General features: G+C 35.0%; 16 protein-coding genes. 5 read left to right on the top strand and 11 right to left on the bottom strand.

The window, feature by feature from the left end; genetic code table 11:
• Positions 1 to 105: 105 nt before the first annotated feature.
• On the bottom strand, positions 106 to 1038 hold the full coding sequence (locus LPC09_RS02500) for an alpha/beta hydrolase (protein WP_231308914.1): 933 nt from the start codon (positions 1036 to 1038) through the stop codon (positions 106 to 108).
• A 229-nt stretch (positions 1039 to 1267) separates the two neighbouring features.
• Positions 1268 to 1933 (bottom strand): hypothetical protein, encoded by a 666-nt coding sequence (locus LPC09_RS02495; protein ID WP_231308913.1) that lies wholly within the window; start codon positions 1931 to 1933, stop codon positions 1268 to 1270.
• 252 nt (positions 1934 to 2185) lie between these two features.
• On the opposite strand from LPC09_RS02495, the gene LPC09_RS02490 reads away from it, so the two are divergent.
• A complete protein-coding gene (locus tag LPC09_RS02490; protein ID WP_098799255.1) occupies positions 2186 to 3463 on the top strand; it encodes an MDR family MFS transporter in 1278 nt (425 codons plus the stop codon).
• A 53-nt stretch (positions 3464 to 3516) separates the two neighbouring features.
• On the opposite strand, the gene LPC09_RS02485 is transcribed toward LPC09_RS02490, so the two are convergent.
• Positions 3517 to 4995: a methyl-accepting chemotaxis protein gene (locus tag LPC09_RS02485; RefSeq protein WP_231308912.1), complete on the bottom strand. Its 1479-nt coding sequence runs from the start codon at positions 4993 to 4995 to the stop codon at positions 3517 to 3519.
• Positions 4996 to 5344: 349 nt separating this feature from the next.
• Here LPC09_RS02485 and LPC09_RS02480 point away from each other — a divergent pair, with 349 nt between their 5' ends.
• Positions 5345 to 5476: a YflJ family protein gene (locus LPC09_RS02480; protein WP_098799252.1), complete on the top strand. Its 132-nt coding sequence runs from the start codon at positions 5345 to 5347 to the stop codon at positions 5474 to 5476.
• A gap of 46 nt (positions 5477 to 5522) precedes the next feature.
• On the opposite strand, the gene LPC09_RS02475 is transcribed toward LPC09_RS02480, so the two are convergent.
• From LPC09_RS02475 to LPC09_RS02460, 4 genes are all read right to left on the bottom strand, one after another.
• Positions 5523 to 6614, bottom strand: coding sequence for a nitric oxide synthase oxygenase (locus LPC09_RS02475; RefSeq protein ID WP_231308911.1), 1092 nt, complete (start codon positions 6612 to 6614; stop codon positions 5523 to 5525).
• An 85-nt stretch (positions 6615 to 6699) separates the two neighbouring features.
• Complete coding sequence (locus LPC09_RS02470; protein ID WP_098799251.1) at positions 6700 to 7425, bottom strand: 5-formyltetrahydrofolate cyclo-ligase; 726 nt, start codon at positions 7423 to 7425, stop codon at positions 6700 to 6702.
• Between the two features lie 389 nt (positions 7426 to 7814).
• A complete protein-coding gene (locus tag LPC09_RS02465) occupies positions 7815 to 9710 on the bottom strand; it encodes an ABC-F family ATP-binding cassette domain-containing protein (RefSeq protein ID WP_098799250.1) in 1896 nt (631 codons plus the stop codon).
• Positions 9711 to 9946: 236 nt separating this feature from the next.
• The gene (locus LPC09_RS02460) at positions 9947 to 11215 is read right to left on the bottom strand and encodes a globin-coupled sensor protein (protein ID WP_231308910.1); all 1269 of its coding nucleotides are present in this window, start codon (positions 11213 to 11215) and stop codon (positions 9947 to 9949) included.
• A 182-nt stretch (positions 11216 to 11397) separates the two neighbouring features.
• Here LPC09_RS02460 and LPC09_RS02455 point away from each other — a divergent pair, with 182 nt between their 5' ends.
• Genes LPC09_RS02455 through LPC09_RS02445 form a run of 3 tightly spaced genes read left to right on the top strand, consistent with a single transcriptional unit; the run spans position 11398 to position 14654 of the window.
• On the top strand, positions 11398 to 11805 hold the full coding sequence (locus LPC09_RS02455; protein WP_098799248.1) for a GntR family transcriptional regulator: 408 nt from the start codon (positions 11398 to 11400) through the stop codon (positions 11803 to 11805).
• Positions 11780 to 12682 carry an ABC transporter ATP-binding protein gene (locus tag LPC09_RS02450; protein ID WP_098799247.1) on the top strand — a complete coding sequence of 301 codons (903 nt, stop codon included), beginning with the start codon at positions 11780 to 11782 and terminating at the stop codon, positions 12680 to 12682. The genes LPC09_RS02455 and LPC09_RS02450 overlap by 26 nt, the downstream gene beginning before the upstream one ends.
• Positions 12657 to 14654, top strand: a complete 1998-nt coding sequence (locus tag LPC09_RS02445; protein ID WP_231308909.1) for a hypothetical protein — start codon at positions 12657 to 12659, stop codon at positions 14652 to 14654. Before LPC09_RS02450 ends, LPC09_RS02445 begins: the two co-directional genes overlap by 26 nt.
• Before the next feature lie 52 nt (positions 14655 to 14706).
• Here LPC09_RS02445 and LPC09_RS02440 read toward each other — a convergent pair whose 3' ends face one another.
• From LPC09_RS02440 to LPC09_RS02425, 4 genes are all read right to left on the bottom strand, one after another.
• Positions 14707 to 14862 carry a hypothetical protein gene (locus LPC09_RS02440; protein ID WP_176551215.1) on the bottom strand — a complete coding sequence of 52 codons (156 nt, stop codon included), beginning with the start codon at positions 14860 to 14862 and terminating at the stop codon, positions 14707 to 14709.
• A 119-nt stretch (positions 14863 to 14981) separates the two neighbouring features.
• Entirely contained in the window at positions 14982 to 16436 is a 1455-nt protein-coding gene (locus LPC09_RS02435; protein WP_231308908.1) for an alanine/glycine:cation symporter family protein, read from the bottom strand.
• Between the two features lie 379 nt (positions 16437 to 16815).
• The gene (locus LPC09_RS02430; protein ID WP_098797768.1) at positions 16816 to 17538 is read right to left on the bottom strand and encodes a glycerophosphodiester phosphodiesterase; all 723 of its coding nucleotides are present in this window, start codon (positions 17536 to 17538) and stop codon (positions 16816 to 16818) included.
• A gap of 124 nt (positions 17539 to 17662) precedes the next feature.
• On the bottom strand, positions 17663 to 19042 hold the full coding sequence (locus tag LPC09_RS02425) for an ABC transporter substrate-binding protein (RefSeq protein WP_098797769.1): 1380 nt from the start codon (positions 19040 to 19042) through the stop codon (positions 17663 to 17665).
• Between the last annotated feature and the right edge of the window lie 20 nt (positions 19043 to 19062).

The raw sequence follows: 19062 nt of genomic DNA, 5'->3' as shown, positions 1-19062 counted from the left end.
GGCAAATTAGCTTATGACCTCGAGGGGCTAGGTGCTTGCGCTAGACACTAAAACTACGTACAAAATTTTAAACTTTCTTTCTTACCTCTTTACAAAGAAGGCCGACTAACATAAGTTGGCCTCTTCTCTTAACCCACTTTCAATTTCCTTTATAAAGTCACTTACTTTCTTTTCATAGCCCTTCGGATCTGTATTATATGCTTCTGCATGACCTGCTTCAGGAACTAAATAGAGCTTTTTATTTCCCTTTTTTCGTTTAAACATGTCTAACGTCATTTGCAAAGGAATAAACGTATCTTCTTTACCATGAATAAATAGAATGGGGGTTTTTGTTTTTTCTAACCCTTTTATTGGTGAAATTTCAGGGAAACTCCACCCATGACGTAACTTAATTATAAGACTTACAACATCAATAAGAGGATAAAAATGCAGCCTTAAATCAAGCCTCAATCTTAATTTTAATAAGCTTGAAAAATCGCTAAATGAGCAGTCAGCAATACAAAACTGCACTCTGTTGTCTCGTTTGCTTACCTCTAATGCCGAGGCAGCTCCAAGTGATTCGCCCAACAAACCTATAAATGCACGATCTCCCATTCGCACTGATAAGTAGTCAATCCACGCTCTTAAATCATCTTTTTCATAGTAACCAAAAGAGGTATAATTTCCTCCGCTTAATCCATGAAACCGATGATCACATAGCAAAACGTGAAATCCCCTTTTCTGAAACATATCCACATATTTAAAACTTCCAAACAAAGACCAGCGAATTCCATGAGCAATTATAATTACTTTTTTACTGTTTTTCACCGGAAAAAGCATTCCATGTAGCTTATATCCATGGTAAGACGGGATATATAATTCTTCTTTTTCTATCGTGCGAAAGATGTTGGCATCAATTTCTCCCTTTTGAATACCAAGCTTATACGTTTTGTCATAAGGAACTCTTGTCGGCGAAAGAAGAAGACGGCTTAACAAATAAATACCTATTGAGCAGACAATCATCAAAACAAGAACTAAACCTATGGTCCATTGCCACATTCACTTCTCTTCCCTTCTAGGCTTTTTAATATTTTATTGAAATGCACAAGAAGGTGTGACAAGAAACGGAACAGGATTAAAAACCTTCCGATTTGAATTTAAGGTGATGGTGTCTTTCTGGGAACAGGAACGATAGTTGTTATCATATTGATAAGACAATTATGAAGCAAACAAAAAAATCCTGTACACCCATGATGCTTAAACTCACAGGTATACAGGATTAATCACGTTATATCGTCCACTGATCATGAACAATCGCAACAAGCTTCCATTCATCCTTAGCATTTTTTTCAAAAACAAGGTTTAATGCCTTCCAATCCATATTGCCATTTTCCTCTGTTCCTTTTACGTAATACTCAACGACTTGAGAATCAGGAAATTTGTCTCTGATATTTTTAATACTATTCCCTCGTGCTTGTTCTGGATTATAAACGACCTCATCGGCCTGATGGTAGCTCGCATCATAAATAAATTCATCATAATATTCACTTGGAATTAACTTAATTGGCTCACCACTTCCATCTCTTACCCCCCATGTATACTCTTCTTCGAAATGGAAGAAATGCAAGATGTCCTCTTGCTTGAATGTAACAGCATCGTCCTCTATAAAAGCGTATGGCGAAAACAACACACCCTTATCCGAATGAACATAGGTAGAAAGTTCTTTAAAGTTTTGATCCTTTAAGTAACCTATTACTTTTTCAGCATTTTCTAATACGAGCTCCTTCTCACCTTTTGGAGACTCAGCTGCTTCTTCCTCATTTGTTTCGGTATCTATTGTTTCTTCTTCTGTTACATTATCTTCTTCTACAGGTTGATCTCCTTGCTCTTCTGTATTTTGCACACAACCTGTTAAGAGTAAAATAATAAGAAATAGAAGATAAGATTTTTTCACTCTATCCCTCCTCGAATGAATGTTTTATTTATTTCATTTTGTACAACTTCCTTTAAAATTATAAATTCCCTAATTATGAACAAGAAAACAACATTTGCGAAACTCTTCATGTATGTGAGTTAGGTATAAATCAAACTTTAAATACAAAAAAAACACATTACGTTTAAGTAAAGTTTTTCAAAACTCTATTGTATTTCGTAACCCGAAAGAGTATGATGAGGAACGTAGATTTTTAGAATCGAGGTATTCAAAATGAAAATAAGAGATTGGGATACAAATCTTAAGATACGATTATTTGGTGAAGCCTTGATGAACATAACATTTTGGATGTTCTTCCCCTTTTTAACGATTTATTTCGCTGATGAATTCGGTAAAGCACAGGCCGGCTTATTCCTTATTATATCGCAAGTTTTTTCAGTTCTTGCCAATTTAATGGGTGGATATTGTGCTGATCGATTCGGAAGAAAAACCATGATGGTAATGGCTTCATGTGGTCAAGGTTTATCCTTTATGATATTTGCATTATCAAATTCTCCTTGGCTCGAAATGCCTATTCTCGGCTTTATTTGTTTTGCGTTCGCAGGAGTATTTGGTTCTTTTTACTGGCCAGCCTCTCAAGCAATGGTTGCCGACGTAGTTGAAGAAAAGCATCGTAGTAGCGTTTTTGCTATTTTTTATACATCTATTAATATTGCTGTTGTCATCGGACCTATTTTAGGTGCAATTTTTTATGTTCAGTATCCATTTGAAGTATTATTAGTTGCAGGATTCATTTGTATGTTGCTTTCTCTTTTATTAGCAAAGCAAACAAGAGAAACTGCACCTCCCTACAAAGCAAGTTCAGCTGATGAGGCCCGGAGATGGTATAGTCCCATACTACAACAAATCCAAGATTATCGAATTATCTTCCGTGACCAAACGTTTTTACTTTATATAATTGCAGGTGTTCTCGTTGCACTTACCTTTATGCAGCTAGATATGATTATTCCTGTTTATATGACAGACATGATTCAACAGCAAGAAATGTTCCGCTTTGGTGATTGGTCCTTAACATTAAACGGTGAGCAAGCATTTGGCTTGATTCTTTCAGAAAATGGTTTACTTGTGGCTCTATTTACAATTTTCATAACAAAATGGATGGGGACATTCAAAGAGAGGAATGTTTTTGTCCTTTCTTCTTTCATCTATGGAATCTCAATGGTTGTTTTCGGTTTTACGAGCTCTCTTTGGCTCTACATCCTAGCTATGGCAATCTTTACATTTGCAGAACTTATGACAGCCGGAATCCAACAAACGTTTGTTTCAAAACTTGCCCCTGATCATATGCGTGGTCAATATTTTGCCGCTGCTAGCCTGCGATATACAATTGGGCGTACGATTGCACCAATCGCCATCCCAATGTCATTATGGTTTGGTTATCAAATTACTTTTGTGATTCTTGGAGCACTAGCAGTATTAAGTGGATTCTTATATTATGTGATGTTTCAAAAAGCAGAATTAAAACAGGTTAAACATATAGAAGCTAGTTAAAAAAAGCTGTAAAACGAAGAAGTATCTCGTTTTACAGCTTTTTTGTATGAATGTCATAAATTTGTATGTCTCAAATTTTCAGCTTTTATAGACGTTTCTCCCATTAATTGTGCAATTGTCTTGTTATCCTCTGTTAAGTTTTCAACAGTTGCACTCATTTCCTGAAGACTTGCTGAAGATTGTTCAATAATAGCTGCCAGCTCATTTGTGGATAGCTGTACATCACGTGACTGACCTTTCACAAGATTAGCAAACTGTGTAAATTGTTCAAATTGCGAAGATAGGTTTTCTAATGTTTTCTTCACATGATCGATCGATGTACTTACCTTGTCCGTTGACTTTACACTTCGATCAATAAAAGAATAACTGTCCTCCATCTTTGAAACAGCAGCTGCATTACTTTCATTTAAAGTTTGAAGATTTTCATTTATTTTTTCTGTTGTAGCCCTTGTCACATCTGCTAACTTTCTAATCTCTGAAGCAACAACTGAAAACCCCTTGCCAGATTCACCGGCTCGGGCAGCTTCAATAGACGCATTTAAGGCAAGTAAACCAGTTTGGTCAGTGATTTCCTTTATTGAATTTGTTAATTGATTCATTTCTGTAATTGTGTTTGTTAGTAACTTAAACGTATGATCTAACTCAGTAATCATAGCTTTTAACTGGTGCATATCTGAATTTAATTCATATACCTGCTGATTCCCTTCAAGAATAATGTTACTTGCACGAGTGGAATCTTCTTTTAGATCATTTGAAATAGAATGAAGCTTCTCCATTGATTTCATCGTTAACTTTGCATTTTCCGATATATCATTAATTTGGTCTGATTGATTTTGACTGCCGGCTGATACTTCCGTAATCGCCTGTTTCATTTCTTGTTGCGCTTCTAAACTATCTTGAACTTGCTTATTAACAATCGAAATGGCTTCCACAATTCCAGATACATTTATTTCAAGATGTTGCTTCTGTTTCTCTTTCTCACTCGCTTCACTTTCAGCCTGATCAAGAAAATTCTGTAGCTGACGGAATTGTCGTGCATTTAATTGAATAACAATTCCAAGGACTAACCCTGATAATACATAGACAATTCCTGCTGAAGCAAAAATAGTTGATAAAGCTAAGTTATCTTCTTGTCTCAAAATAAATGATAAAGTAAAAGCGATGAACCCTAGTGTATAGCCTAAAGCAAAGATATCCCTCTTCATATGGATAGAGGAAATTAAGGTTAAAAATAAAATAATAATAATAATTTCAGCATTCGGCCCCCATATAAAAAGAGCAGAAATCAAAAATACATAGATTGTAAAAATACTAGTGTACGGGAAAAATACTGGTTTATTTAATAGCTTTTGAAAGATAAGATACAGCAATGTAAACGCTAACAATTGTCCTCCATAAAAAATCCCCTTGGACATATCCTGAACTGCTATTGTTTTAGCCATAGCCATTATCAAGGAAATGGAGAAACTAATAAACATTAATGTATTTTTTTTCGTCATATCAGTATTAACCATTTTTTCTATCGCATTCATACATATCCCCCTTATGTGTACCCCTTTTATAAAGAAAATATATCATGAATGGGCAAAATATCCCATTATAATTTGCAAAATAATTCGAGTTTTCTCTAAAAAACAAAGCATTTGTCAATTTCTAATGTTTTTTATCATAAAATTTTTCTGTTCTTTAAAATCGCTCTACGGCAGTTTTTTAAGAAAAAAGTTGAAAATCCCCCCTTTTCACACAGTTTTATAGATGTTACAATGACACCACAAAACTTAAAATGGCTTCTATTCTTATCGGAATAGAGGCTATTTTTGTTACGTTCTATTGAACGATGCTCTATTTATTCTAAAAAATTCAGCTGAAAGGGTGATTTCAATGCATTACGGAAGCAAAGGATGGTATGTTGAAGAACTTAAGAAATTAGGTGTTCGCCGTCATGAAGAGAGAAAACTCGAAAGCTACAAAAAACATTTTCTAGCTAACCTTCTTGAGAAACATAGCAAATAATTTTCTCTTAAAAGAATTAGAGGCACACCATAATGTGTGCCCCTAATTAGTCATATGGTAATGCTTGATAAAAATAATTTGGTTTTATCACTTTATTTTCATAGCTTTGATGAAAAACATGTGTTGTTGTAGGTGATACAGGAGGAATCAACCACGTCCAGTCACCAGTAATGTCTCTGGAATTTTCACGTTCGTTTTGTTCAAACCGTTTGAATTGCTGAGCAGCAGTATGGTGATCAACAATACTTACACCTGCATTTTTAAAGGAATGAAGAACTGCAGCATTCAGTTCGATAAGCGCTCTATCTTTCCATAGATTTGCATGACTTCTTGTATCTAAATTCATAATCGAAGCTATTTTAGGTAGAAGATTGTAGCGAAACGAATCAGCTAAATTTCTTGCACCAATTTCAGTTTCCATATACCAACCGTTAAATGGGGCTGCTGTATACTCAATCCCACCAATCTCCAGCTTCATATCGGAAATGATTGGAACACCATACCATCTTAAATGAAGATCTGCTATAGCTTTTATTTCTGGGTGGACGATAGACACCTCTAATACTTTATCTTCTGGTATTGCAAACAACTTAGGATGTTGATTATTAACCTGAATAATGAGTGGAAGCACATCAAAATTCGTTCCCTCTCCCCGCCAGCCTAGTTTCTCACATTGCTTTGTAAACAAGATAGAAGCCGGATCTCCTAAAATTCCGTGCTCTGTTTCATATCCTGCATAGCGAATTAATTGATGATTCCATATTCTAACATCATTTTCTTTCCCTAATGAAGGCTTAAAAATAGTGATAGCCGGCCTAATCTTACCAGCGTTTGTAGCAAAGGAAATATGATTTTGCAACGCTTGAAAAACCTCTTCTTCTGATTGTGTATGGCGTTGATCAAATACAGTTAATGAATTCCAAAATAATCTCCCAATACATTTATTACTGTTTCGCCATGCCATTTTCGCTCCATGCTCGAGCTCTTCAAAGGTATGGTCGTAATAGCCTTTGTATTCTATTTGAGATTTAACTTCTTTTATTCGTTCATCTATTTGGTCGCTTGATTTCCCAAGTTCTTTATAAGCGATTTTTATAAATTCAATTGCTTCATGTTCTAGCTGCACGTTTGCAACCAATCTGGTCACCTCTTAAAAGTTCTTACATATTTTCTTATATCTTACTTCCTGTCCGTTCCTTGCGTCTATTCTAAACTCTCGTTGATTAAATTTCTTTCTTAGAATACTTTAGGTCCCAAAGCTGTTTTAATACCGGCATTTCGATCATTTCTTCCTCTGAAACATGGTTCCACTCAACACCATTAGGTTTTTCATATGGAGAATTAGTTTTTGTAAGTCCATTTTCAGTTGCAATCCAATCTACCGTTAAATCGAATGTATCTCTAGGAATATCATCACCAACTAATTGGGTACTATGAATAGTCGTAACAATTGGAACAGGTGGGTTACCCAACTCACGGATAATTGCATATTCACGATCAGCATAGCCCTCCCCTTTCCCCAGTCTTCTCCCGTCCGAATGAATTGCAACCGAACCAACGACCATTAAATCAATGGGCGGTATTTCTGTTAAAGGAATTTCTTTTCCATATGATTTAATGTGACTTAAGCTTGCGGCTTTACGTTCCTCCCCAGCAGGAACCCACTCCGGTTTTACCAAAATAAAACCAGCCTTAAGACGTGGAGTAGGGACAAGTAATACCTTCCCATCTAAAAGAATTTGTTTACGCAACGGAAGCTGTGGAGCATCAGGATTTACTTTAATCACTTTTGCTTCTTTATATTCCGGCAATGTTGTAATATGAGCTGCAGCAATTTCCGATCCTTTAAAGTTAAGAATCCGATTTACTAGAGGAAAAGGAAAGCGCCCGTTCTTCTCCTCAGTAAGCTGATTCCAAACCTTATGTCTAATTTCATCCTTTGTTTTCATATAAAACTAAACTCCATTCTATTACGTTTGTTACCTGTATTATAAACAAAGTGAAAAGGATACACACGTATGAGGATTATATGAAGTGTATGTTTCAATTCGGATAGTTCGAATGGATTGACTGCATTTTGAGAACGGAGAACCTTTTGACGTGACTACCGGATTTAGACGTGACCAATCCTTGTTTTGACTTAACGTCTTATGATTTTGACTTGATCAGAAGCCGGTTTGACCTGACTACAGACAACACAACCCATGTAATTCCTCAATGTAAGTTTGAACAAATGTTTAATTAAATTTATAGATCGTGCTCTTCCACAAGATAACTTACCTATCAAAAAGCTAAAAAGACTTAATACACTTCATAGGGTGCACTAAGTCTTCTTCCATTATTTACTCTGTTCAATTTCTTCAACTAGAAGAGATAATTCTTCCCAACGTTCCATGGTTTCGTCCAAGGTTTGCTCGACTTTCTCTTGCTCTTTATAAAGCTCTTGTACTTTTCCAAGGTCACTTCCTGCTGCAGCAATCTCCTGTTCTAGTTGCTCTTTTCGTTCTTCCAACTCGGCAATTTTATCCTCAATTCCTTCCCATTCCTGCTGTTCTTTATAGGAAAGGCGTTTTTTCTTATCCTTTTTGTATGAGGTTTTATCGGTAGCTGTTTCTTCTTTTACTGAATTCATTTCCTGTAGTTTTTTCTCTTCCATGAAATCTGAATAACTGCCTTGGAATCGAGTAATATTTCCATTGCTTTCAAAAACGATCAGATGATCGACTACACGATCAAGAAAATAGCGATCATGGGATACAGTTAACACAACTCCCGGAAATTGATCCAAATAATCTTCTAACACACTTAATGTTTGTGTATCAAGGTCATTTGTTGGCTCATCTAGAAAAAGAACATTTGGCTCCTCCATTAAAACTTTTAATAAGTAGAGCCTTCTTCTTTCTCCACCTGAGAGCTTACGAATGTAGGTCCATTGAGCTGAGCGAGGGAACAAAAAGCGTTCAAGCATCTGCTCAGCTGTTATGACTTGATTATCAATCGTATAGACTACTTCAGCTGTTTCTTTAATATATTCAATAACACGAAGGTTTTCATCCATTTCTTCATGCTCTTGTGTATAAAAACCAATTTTAACCGTTGTTCCTACATCAATTGTTCCCTGATCAGCTTTAATACGCCCTGCCATAATATTTAAAAGTGTCGACTTTCCTGTTCCATTTGGACCGATAATTCCAAGCCTTTCACCTGGAGTAATTAAATAACTAAAATCATTTATAAGGCTTCTGCCATCATAAGCTTTAGAAATATGTTCAAGCTCTAACACCTTTTTCCCTAGTCGAGTGGAACCAATCGAAAAATCTAAATCTTGCTTTGCTGCAGGTCCTTTTTGTTCCTGAAGTTCCTCCGCTCTACCAATTCGTGCCTTTTGTTTAGTAGTTCGTGCCTTTGCACCTCGTCTAAGCCAGGCTAATTCGCGTCTTAACAAGTTCTGACGTTTTTCTTCAGCTAGCTCTGCGTTCATTTCCCTCTCAGCTTTTTTCTCTAGGAAAACCTCATAGTTACCTGAATATGTATAAAGCTGGCCCTGATCTAATTCAAATATTTGATTTGTTACACGGTTTAAAAAGTAACGATCATGAGTGATAAGAACAATAGAACCTTTATATTGTGCTAGAAAGCCTTCAAGCCATTCAATTGTCTCATTATCAAGATGGTTCGTCGGCTCATCGAGAATGAGTATGTCTGCAGGCTGAATTAAGGCTTTAGCAATAGCAACCCGTTTCTTTTGACCACCTGATAAATGGTTGACCGGCTTTTGAAAGTCGGTAATTCCTAGTTTCGTTAATATTGTTTTTGCTACAGTATTTGCTTCCCAAGCATCGTGCTGATCCATTTTCGCCTGCACATTCATGAGATGCTTGAGCTTTGTTTCATTTTCTGGGTCCCGTTCAAGTTCACTTTGAGCAAGTTCATATTCTCTCATTACCTGCATGATCGGGGCATCACCGTAATAGATTTGCTCTAAAATTGTTAAGTTCTCAGTTAATTCTGGCTGCTGTGATAAATATTCAATTCTTATTGTATTTGAATGAGTTATCTCACCTGAATCAGCTGACTCTATGCCCGCAATCACCTTTAATAGTGTTGATTTTCCCGTTCCATTAACTCCTATTAATCCAATCCTCTGCTTTGCTGCAATGGTAAATGATATATGGTCAAATAATGTCTTTTCACCATATGTTTTATATAGATTTTCTACCTGTAATATGCTCATTTTATCCAATCCTTCAACAATTTTATCTATTGTATAGCATAACAGGTAGTTAATAGTAAGAAAAGTGGGAGCAATAGAGGCAAAATTAAGGACTTCCTTTTTTATCTATCAATTTTGCCATATAATCTATCATTCGACAAAAATAGCTGCGTAAGCACCAAACACAAAAAGCCGCATTACGCGGCATCTCCTAATCTACTGTTGACCATCCTCAGCTTTCTCTAATAAAGAGTTAGCTAATCAGATAAACTGCTCGTTGTATGATTAATCTCTTTAATAGATTGAACAATAGAATCAAGATCATGTTTATTGCGATCAAACATTGATAAATAGTTTACCATTTCCATCTTTACTGTAAGTAATCCACCTTTTACCTGCTGAATTTTATCTTGTGATGCTTGAGTTGAGTCATTCATCGCTTTCATATTATCAACTAAATGTTTAGTAGAGTTATTATTTTTTTCAACTAATGTTTTGATCTCATTACTCATCTTTTTAGAGTTTTCTGCGAGTTTTCTTACTTCTGATGCCACAACGGCAAAGCCTTTTCCTTCTTCACCAGCTCTAGCCGCTTCAATTGAGGCATTTAATGCTAATAGATTTGTTTGATCAGCAATTTCTTCGATGCTTCTTGTCATAGCCAGTATCATTTCTGAAGTATTTTTCAAATCAATAATTCCCTTGATTGACTTGTCCATCCCGCCAATAACATCATTAAAGGTACCAATCATTGATCCCATTTGTGATTCATTTTCATTTGTTAAGCTAACTAGATTTTGACTACTTTTCTGAGTTAATTCTATTTCCTTTCGTATTTGGTCAGCTTTTGTACTTGTTTCATAGATCGTTGCTTCCGTTTCTTCTACTGAAGCTGCAACTTCTTGACTAATAGCTACTAATTCCTTCTGTAGAGACTCTTTGGACGCATTTAGTTGCTCCAGCTCATTCATTCTTGATCCAATATAGTTTTCAATTACTAATTGTGAATCAAGATTTGTCACATGTGTTACAGCCAAAAGAACCTTTGATAGCATTTCTGGATCCTTTTCAAACTTTTTTACAATTTGAGGAATTAACAAGGTGTTCAATGCAGAATAAGTAGCAATAAACCATGACGCTGGTAAACTAGCACCATTGTGTGTACTTCCAATTCTTTTTCTCATTTGAAAATATTCTTCATCAAGATTTCCACTAAGGATACTTTTAAAATAATGTACAAACACTTTGTATAACCGATCTCTAGTCGTATTTTCTGTGGCTATCTTTTGTAGTAGTGGTTGTTTGAAAAGGTGATTTAGAACATTTTGCAGTACCTCGTCGATGATATCTAATAAAAAAGGTTGTGATTGTTGTAGTATTTCAAGATATTCTTTTTTAAAGCCCATATACTGAAGTCTTAAAGAAATTTCTTTATCAGAAACAACCGCAATTTCATGGTCTTCTGGAAAATTAATTTTTGGTTGAAATGTATAATCCTCTATTGGTTTTTTCTTTAATCCAAACATCTGTCTTCCATCCTCTCAGTTTCACGTTTTCATTATTGTATAATATTTGTACTACATTTGTATATCTTTACACCTACAAAATAACTTAAAATATCTAAATTTTATATTGCATTATCTTCCATAAAACTTTACCATTAACTGTATTAAGTATATTAATACAGTTAAGACGAAGGGGGTTACAAATGTTTCAATTAGATGTAAGAAGCAGAAAGCCCATATATGAGCAATTAGTCGACAAAATAAAAGAGCTTATCATCAACCGGATTCTTAAGCCTGATGAGCAATTACCTTCTGTTCGAATGCTCTCAAGTCAGTTAACGATTAATCCAAATACGATTCAAAGAGCTTATCGTGAGCTTGAAAATCAAGGATATATCTACTCCATTAAAGGGAAGGGAAACTTTGTTTCTGCAATAGAACATATGCCAAGCAATGAACAATTGGATGATCTAAAAAGCGACATAAAAAAACTAATTGCCGAAGCGATCTATTTAGGGTTAACAAAAGAAGATTTATACGTATTATTTGATGAAGCACATCACCAAACAAAGGGGGTAAAATACAATGATTCAGGTAAATTCCGTAAATAAAAAATATAACGATCACCTTGCTGTAGATGACCTTACCCTTCATGTTAAGAAAGGATCAATCTATGGATTATTAGGCTCTAATGGGGCTGGAAAAACCTCACTTTTAAAAATAATCGCAGGCATTAATCGAGCTGATAAGGGAACGATTTTGATTGATGGCATACCCTCTTACGAAAATGTACAAATAAAAGAACGGGTTATATTTATTCCAGATGTTCTTTATTTTTTCCCGCAAGCGACAGTAGCTCAAATGGCATCTCAATACAGAGAGTATTATCCAAAATGGAACCAAAAACGTTTTGAGCAGCTTAGTTCAGCCTTTAATATTGGCTTAAATAAAAAGGTACATAGACTATCTAAAGGCATGAAGCGACAAGTGGCCTTTTGGCTTGCTTTATCAGCGATGCCAGATGTCATGATCCTCGATGAACCAATCGACGGTCTTGATCCTGTTATGAGGCAAAAAATTAAAAATCTATTATTTCAAGATGTAGCTGAAAGAGAAATGACAATTATTATATCTTCTCACAATCTTCGAGAAATCGAGGACTTATGCGATCATGTTGGGATTATGCATAAGGGAAAAATCATGATTGAAAAAGAAATAGATGACTTAAAATCTGATACCCATAAGGTTCAACTAGCTTTAGCTGATCCTACACACGAGGAGCATCTATTAAATCAGCTGCATATTTTACATTATGAAAAACGAGGAAGTGTTTCTCTTTTAATTGTTCGAGGTAGTGAAGAAAAAATTAGTAAAATCATTCATTCAACAGATGTTTTGCTTTATGATCTATTACCTTTAACATTAGAAGAAATATTTATTTATGAAATGGAGGATGTGGGTTATGAAATCGAGAAAATCCTTCTATAAAAATGCTGTCATCAAGCAAGACTTCAGACAATTTGGATGGATTAGCCTTGTCTATTTAGTTAGTCTTTTATTTACATTACCACTTGGCCTCCTTCAAATCGCATCTAGAAAATATGTCATTTTTTCAGATTATAAGAATTATTTAATGGTGAATCCAGAGATACAAATCGTTCTATACTTTGCAGTCCCAGTTGCTGCAGGATTATTACTGTTCCGCTACATACAAAATGAAGCTTCAGTAGATATGATCCATAGCCTTCCTATTAAAAGAAAAACATTATATGTCAGTCATGTAATTAGTGGTCTACTTCTATTAATTGTACCGATCATTATAACGGCCATTATTACATTCTTTGTGACAAATACAATTGAAGGGTTTTCTAATATTCTAACAATTTCAGATCTTTTTTCTTGGATAGGTATTGTTACTTTATTAACGTGCATGATGTTTTCTTTTTCCATTGCAGTTGGTTTTATTACAGGGATGTCAACTGTACAGGCAATTTTAACTTATATACTTCTTTTTTTACCTATTGGTATGGTTACGATGGTTACATATAATCTCTCTTTTCTTCTCTTTGGGTTTACGACTGCCTTTATAGAAGAAGAACTTATGTATCTATCTCCATTTCTACGATTCGTTGGAAGCTGGGAAGGACCTCAACCATATTCAATCCTTGAAATAATGATCTATATTCTTTTTACTGTGTTCTTTTTTGTTATTGGTTTAGTTTTATATAAATTAAGACAGCTAGAACGAGCAACTGATGTTATTGCCTTTCCTTTCTTAAGACCGATTTTTAAATATGGTGTAACTTTTTGCAGTATGATTTTAGGTGGCAGTTATTTTTCTGCTACAGGTGATCTTAATTGGAATTGGATTATATTTGGCTATATCATTGGAGCGTTAATTGGTTATACAGTAGCTGAAATGGTTTTACTCAAAACATGGCGTATCCTTCGCCTCCATTTCTTTACAGGATTTATCATTTACAGTGTTATATTTATCGCTGTACTATTAGGTATTAAAACAGACTTAATCAATTATGAAGCTAATCTACCTAGAATGGATCAAATCGAAGAAGTTTACTTCGGTAATAAGTATGATATGCAAGAGTTAATTAGAAACGATATTGACCCATTTTCCGATAATAAGCTTTATATCCAAGACGTAAGAAACCTCCATGAAGAAATTATCAATCAAAAAGATTTTATTGAATCACAGCAGCATTCAGATATAAACAAAGTACAAGGATTCATTACATACCGACTGAAGGACGGTAAACAATTTACACGCGAGTATCAATTACCTGCTGAAGCCTTCCAAAAAAATCTTACACCTGTAATGGAATCAGAGGGTTATATTGTTAACAAACCTGAATTCTTCCAGTTACAAAGAGAAGATATTTTAAATATGAGAATTCATCCAGTTGGTCCTGGGCATCACACTAATACGATTACGATTTCAGATAAAAAAGAAATTGAAGAATTTAGAAGAGTATTAGAAAAAGATATACTCTCTCAATCTATAGAAGATATTGTCAGTCCAGCAACTCCTTGGGCTTATATTGACATTGAATTCAAGCGTAGTAATAACGAGGAACATTTTTTTGACGGCTATTCAATTGATTGGAAAAAGTCTTATGACAATGTTACGAAGTGGTTAGATGAACATGGTTATTTAGAGGATGATCGGATTGATGTTCATGATATTAAGGAAGCTGAATTGACAATTGTAAACCCTCAAAATCAAGCTGAAGATATGTTCTCACCAGAAGAGTATTATCAAACTGGTCAAAAGCATGCGACAATAACTGATAAAGAGTCTCTAACAACACTTATCCGCCACTTTACTGAGTATTCATCAGATCATACTTATTATGTGAAACTCATTCTAAAGGACGGAAATGAATGGTATGGTTCTATACCTGATAAGTATATGACAGATCAGATGAAAGAGCAGATAAAATAGAAATGAAAGAAAGCAGCTAATAACTTTTTAGCTGCTTCTTTATTAGTTCAACTTACTTTTTATTCATCTGTCTACCGCTCTTCTTTTGGCTCTGATGCTGACTATTTCCTATTTGAACATCTGTACCAAATTCAATATCATTTTTGCCTTGTTGCTTTGCCATCTGCTTAGTTGATTGCTCCGAATTTTGTCTGCCTTCTTTAGACATAAATGACCCCTCCTTACAGCAATATCATTTTTAATATGTACAAATAAGTTATTTTAATTCGACAAAAACCGGGTAGTGACAGGCACCAAAAAAGGCTAACCAAATGGTTAGCCTTTTCCTCACGACGCTTGATCTTGATCCTTCTTGTACTCAGTTTCCCAATAATCAGCATTTTTGATTCCTAATGCTTTCGGATCAAAGACAGGGTCTTTTCCTTGTTTTTTCTGTTGCTCATAATCTTTAAGAGCTAGTAATGCCGGTTTGGCAAGAATTAATATAGCAATAACGTTTAGCCATACCATAATTCCTAATCCAACATCACCTAGTGCCCATGCTAAACCTGCCGTTTTAACAGCTCCGTAGAATGTTACTCCTAAAAGAATAACTTTTAAAAGTAGCATTGGAATTTTACCACTCTTACCACGAATAAGGTAAGCAATATTTGTTTCAGCAATATAGTAGTAAGCCATGATCGTTGTAAAAGCAAAGAAGAATAATGCAATCGCTACAAATCCTGCACCAAATCCTGGAATAACACTATCAATTGCTGCTTGAGTATAACCAGGACCCGCTTCAACTCCTTCAAGATTGTTAACGATAAATGAACCATCAGGAGCTTCTGTATTATACATACCAGTGAATAAAATCATAAATGCTGTTGCTGAACATACAAATAACGTGTCAATATATACAGAAAAAGCTTGAACTAAACCTTGCTTAGCAGGGTGTGAAACCTCTGCAGCAGCTGCCATGTGAGGACCAGTACCTTGACCAGCTTCATTAGAGTAAATACCACGTTTTACTCCCCAAGAAATTGCCATACCAATTAGTCCACCAAAAGCAGAATCTAACGCAAATGCGCTTCGGAAAATAAGAGAAATAACTGCAGGTAACTCTGTAATATTCATAAGAATGATAATAAGTGATAAAACGATATAACCAATTGCCATAAATGGCACAATTAATTGAGCTGCAGTGGCAATTCTTTTAACTCCACCGAAGATAATAACAGCTAGAAGTACAACAACTGCAAGACCAGTAACTGCTTTAGGAATTCCAAATGCATTTTCCATACCAAGTGCGATTGAGTTAGATTGTACACCCGGCATTAAAATCGCCATTGCAATTAATGCTGCAAATGCAAAAAGAACAGCAAACCATTTCCAGCCAATTCCTTTTTCAATGAAATAGGCAGGACCCCCACGGTATTGACCATCTTGTTTCACTTTGTAAATCTGAGCTAGTGTTGACTCAATAAAAGCACTAGAAGCTCCGATAAAAGCAATTGCCCACATCCAAAATACTGCTCCAGGACCACCAAAAGCAATTGCTGTAGCTACCCCAGCAATATTTCCTGTTCCTACACGTCCAGAAAGTGCGATTGCAAGTGCCTGGAATGAGGATACCCCAGCTTCTGAGCTTTTACCTTGAAACATAAGCTTAATCATTTCCTTAATGTGTCTTACCTGTAGAAAACGAGTTAAAATGGAAAACAACAATCCCACACCTAGTAAAATATAAATTACTGGTGTGCTCCACAAGACACTGTTTAAGGCAGAAACAAATCCCTCCATAAACAAACCCCCTTTTTTATAAAAAGCTGAATTTTCTATCTTTTAAAATTATAATCAATATCTCTATATAACACAATAGCAATGTTAGGTAATCTCACATTTTATTTTATTATAATAAAATAATTTAAAACACTATGAATTCCAACATTAAGTTAAGTAAGAGAATATTCAATTATAAACACTATTAAAATAGCATGTTCAAAAAACCCATCAACTAGTTTAACATATGTAATTCTCAATAAACTATTGAGAATGACCGAGTAAATAGATATATAAAAATAATAATTTTACTTTTCTTTCCATAAAGATAAAAATAATTATATTTTTGTAATAAATTACTCACAATAGTAATAAACTACAAGAATACCCTACCCATGAATTAGAGAAACAACTGAGGGAAATCAGTCATAACAACAGAAGTATTTGTATTCTTTAGCGAATTAAAATCCACTAACGTATTTATTGTAAAGACCCTAATTGGATAACCTGCTAGATTCGCTTTTCTTCCTAAAATGGATTGCGCAAATACCGCTTCACTATGAAGAGCTTGAACATGAAGATTTTTTGCCAAATTTAACACGTCCGTTGGTACACCTTGAAATAGTAGAGCTGTTTCTATATTATGATCAAGCTCATATATCTTTTTTAAGCTATCTCTATTAAACGAAGATAAGATACATTGTTGCTGGAGATTTAGCTCATAAATTAAACGTAATACCTTTTTCTCAAGATTTTCATATTCAATTCTATCATTTTTCAATTCTATGTTAACAATTAGCTTCTTTGGAAGTAATTTCACCCACTCTAACACTTCATTTAGTGTAGGAATCTTTTCATTTTCGAAGTCAGCATGAAACCAGCTTCCTGCATCGTATTGTTTTAATTGATTTAATGTTAAATCCTTTACATATCCTACTCCATTTGTTGTTCGTTCTAATTTTTCATCATGGATTACGACAAGCTCTCCCTCCTTTGACATTTGCACATCTAATTCAATACCATGTGCCCCTACTTCAACTGCCGCTTTAAATGCCGCCATTGTATTTTCCGGATAAAACCCACTTAAACCACGGTGTGCAAAAATTTCTACATTATTACTCATATCGGCTCTCCTATACTTTAGTTATCTCTAAAACAAAAAGACCCTTTGAAGAGAATATCCTTCAAGGGTCAAAGTAGATGTGGTAAATAACAATCTACTCTCACTTCAAAATGCCTAAAGCTCATTAGTTTCCTTGCTTTTTATTCGCAACCTCTAATGCACGATTCGTTTCTTCAGCTGCTTGATCAAGAGCTTCCTTGGGATCCATTCCTTGATATAAGTTCTCCATTGCTGTAACAACTTTTTGTCTTGATTCAGGGAATACAGAAATCAGCGCTCCTTGTGTAGCTGTGTTAGCCTTTGTATCGCGTAATTGATCAACTGTCACTTTAAGTTGTGGGTATTTTTCCCATTCCTGTTTTACAACGTCCTGTTCATATGCAGCAGGATTGATTGCGAAGTAACCTGTTTTCACATGCCAATCCGCTTGAACTTCAGGAGTAGTTAAATATTTCATGAATTCCCAAGCAGCCTTTTGCTTTGCTTCATCAATACCACTTGACATCCAAACTGATGCTCCACCAATAATGACACCATTTCTTTCAGCATCATCGGGAATTGGAAGATATGAAACGCCAACTTCAAAATCAGCATTATCTACAATTGTTTTCACACCAGCTGAGGAATCTAAATACATCGTCATTTTACCTGATTGAAATGCTGCACGCATATCATCCCAGTTTTGTCCTACATTATAAAATGTTCCTTCGTTATACATATCTGAAATTAAGTTAAATACATTTAATCCTAATTCATCATTAAAAGTAGCCTTTGTTGCATTTCCAGAACGACCGTTTTCATTATCAACGTAATGACCACCCTGTTCTGCTAGCATCTCTTCAAAGAACCAACCATAATTTAAAATAGAGAATCCATACTGACTTGTTTCTCCGCCATCTGATATTGTTAATTTTTTCCCAGCATCTTTTAGCTCACTGTATGTCATCGGAGCTTTCTCAGGATCTAATCCAGCTTCTTTAAACGCATCTTTATTATAAATTAATACAGGTGTTGATGAATTGAACGGCATTGAATATTGCTCACCATCAACTGTATAGTAATTTGAAATGTTTTTCTCCCATTGTGATGTGTCATAATTATCCTCATCAATAAATTTTTGTACAGGCTGAACGTGACCACTATCAATCATATACTTCGTTCCAACTTCAAATGTCTGCATAATTGTTGGAGCATCTGCTGTACCAGCAACAGTGTTGAACTTTGTTAGTGCCTCTTCATATGTACCTTGGAAAACCGGTTTAACTTCAATATTATCTTGAGATTCATTAAAATCAGATACAATATTGTTTAATACTGTTTCAAGATCACCACTCATTGCGTGCCAAAAAACTACTTCTTGTTTTCCTGCAGTTTCCTCTGTGTCTGTCCCTTTCGTACCTTCAGCTTCTGATTTTGCACCTGAAGAATTCGTGTTTGAACTTGAACAAGCTCCTAATAACAATAAAAACAAAGCAGATAGAATAATTAATAATTTTTTCTTCATGAATGAGTCCTCCTTATTTT

This window comes from Metabacillus sp. B2-18 (genome assembly GCF_021117275.1).
Lineage (GTDB): Bacteria > Bacillota > Bacilli > Bacillales > Bacillaceae > Metabacillus.
Note: the sequence above shows the minus strand (reverse complement) of the source record. Positions and strands in the feature narration are given on the sequence as shown.

What these genes read in the sequence shown, in the direction of transcription:
- LPC09_RS02500 (WP_231308914.1), bottom strand. Translation starts at nt 1,038, where the DNA reads ATGTGGCAATGGACCATAGGTTTAGTTCTTGTTTTGATGATTGTCTGC.
- LPC09_RS02490 (WP_098799255.1), top strand. Translation starts at nt 2,186, where the DNA reads ATGAAAATAAGAGATTGGGATACAAATCTTAAGATACGATTATTTGGT.
- LPC09_RS02485 (WP_231308912.1), bottom strand. Translation starts at nt 4,995, where the DNA reads ATGAATGCGATAGAAAAAATGGTTAATACTGATATGACGAAAAAAAAT.
- LPC09_RS02480 (WP_098799252.1), top strand. Translation starts at nt 5,345, where the DNA reads ATGCATTACGGAAGCAAAGGATGGTATGTTGAAGAACTTAAGAAATTA.
- LPC09_RS02470 (WP_098799251.1), bottom strand. Translation starts at nt 7,425, where the DNA reads ATGAAAACAAAGGATGAAATTAGACATAAGGTTTGGAATCAGCTTACT.
- LPC09_RS02465 (WP_098799250.1), bottom strand. Translation starts at nt 9,710, where the DNA reads ATGAGCATATTACAGGTAGAAAATCTATATAAAACATATGGTGAAAAG.
- LPC09_RS02460 (WP_231308910.1), bottom strand. Translation starts at nt 11,215, where the DNA reads ATGTTTGGATTAAAGAAAAAACCAATAGAGGATTATACATTTCAACCA.
- LPC09_RS02455 (WP_098799248.1), top strand. Translation starts at nt 11,398, where the DNA reads ATGTTTCAATTAGATGTAAGAAGCAGAAAGCCCATATATGAGCAATTA.
- LPC09_RS02450 (WP_098799247.1), top strand. Translation starts at nt 11,780, where the DNA reads ATGATTCAGGTAAATTCCGTAAATAAAAAATATAACGATCACCTTGCT.
- LPC09_RS02445 (WP_231308909.1), top strand. Translation starts at nt 12,657, where the DNA reads ATGAAATCGAGAAAATCCTTCTATAAAAATGCTGTCATCAAGCAAGAC.
- LPC09_RS02440 (WP_176551215.1), bottom strand. Translation starts at nt 14,862, where the DNA reads ATGTCTAAAGAAGGCAGACAAAATTCGGAGCAATCAACTAAGCAGATG.
- LPC09_RS02435 (WP_231308908.1), bottom strand. Translation starts at nt 16,436, where the DNA reads ATGGAGGGATTTGTTTCTGCCTTAAACAGTGTCTTGTGGAGCACACCA.
- LPC09_RS02430 (WP_098797768.1), bottom strand. Translation starts at nt 17,538, where the DNA reads ATGAGTAATAATGTAGAAATTTTTGCACACCGTGGTTTAAGTGGGTTT.
- LPC09_RS02425 (WP_098797769.1), bottom strand. Translation starts at nt 19,042, where the DNA reads ATGAAGAAAAAATTATTAATTATTCTATCTGCTTTGTTTTTATTGTTA.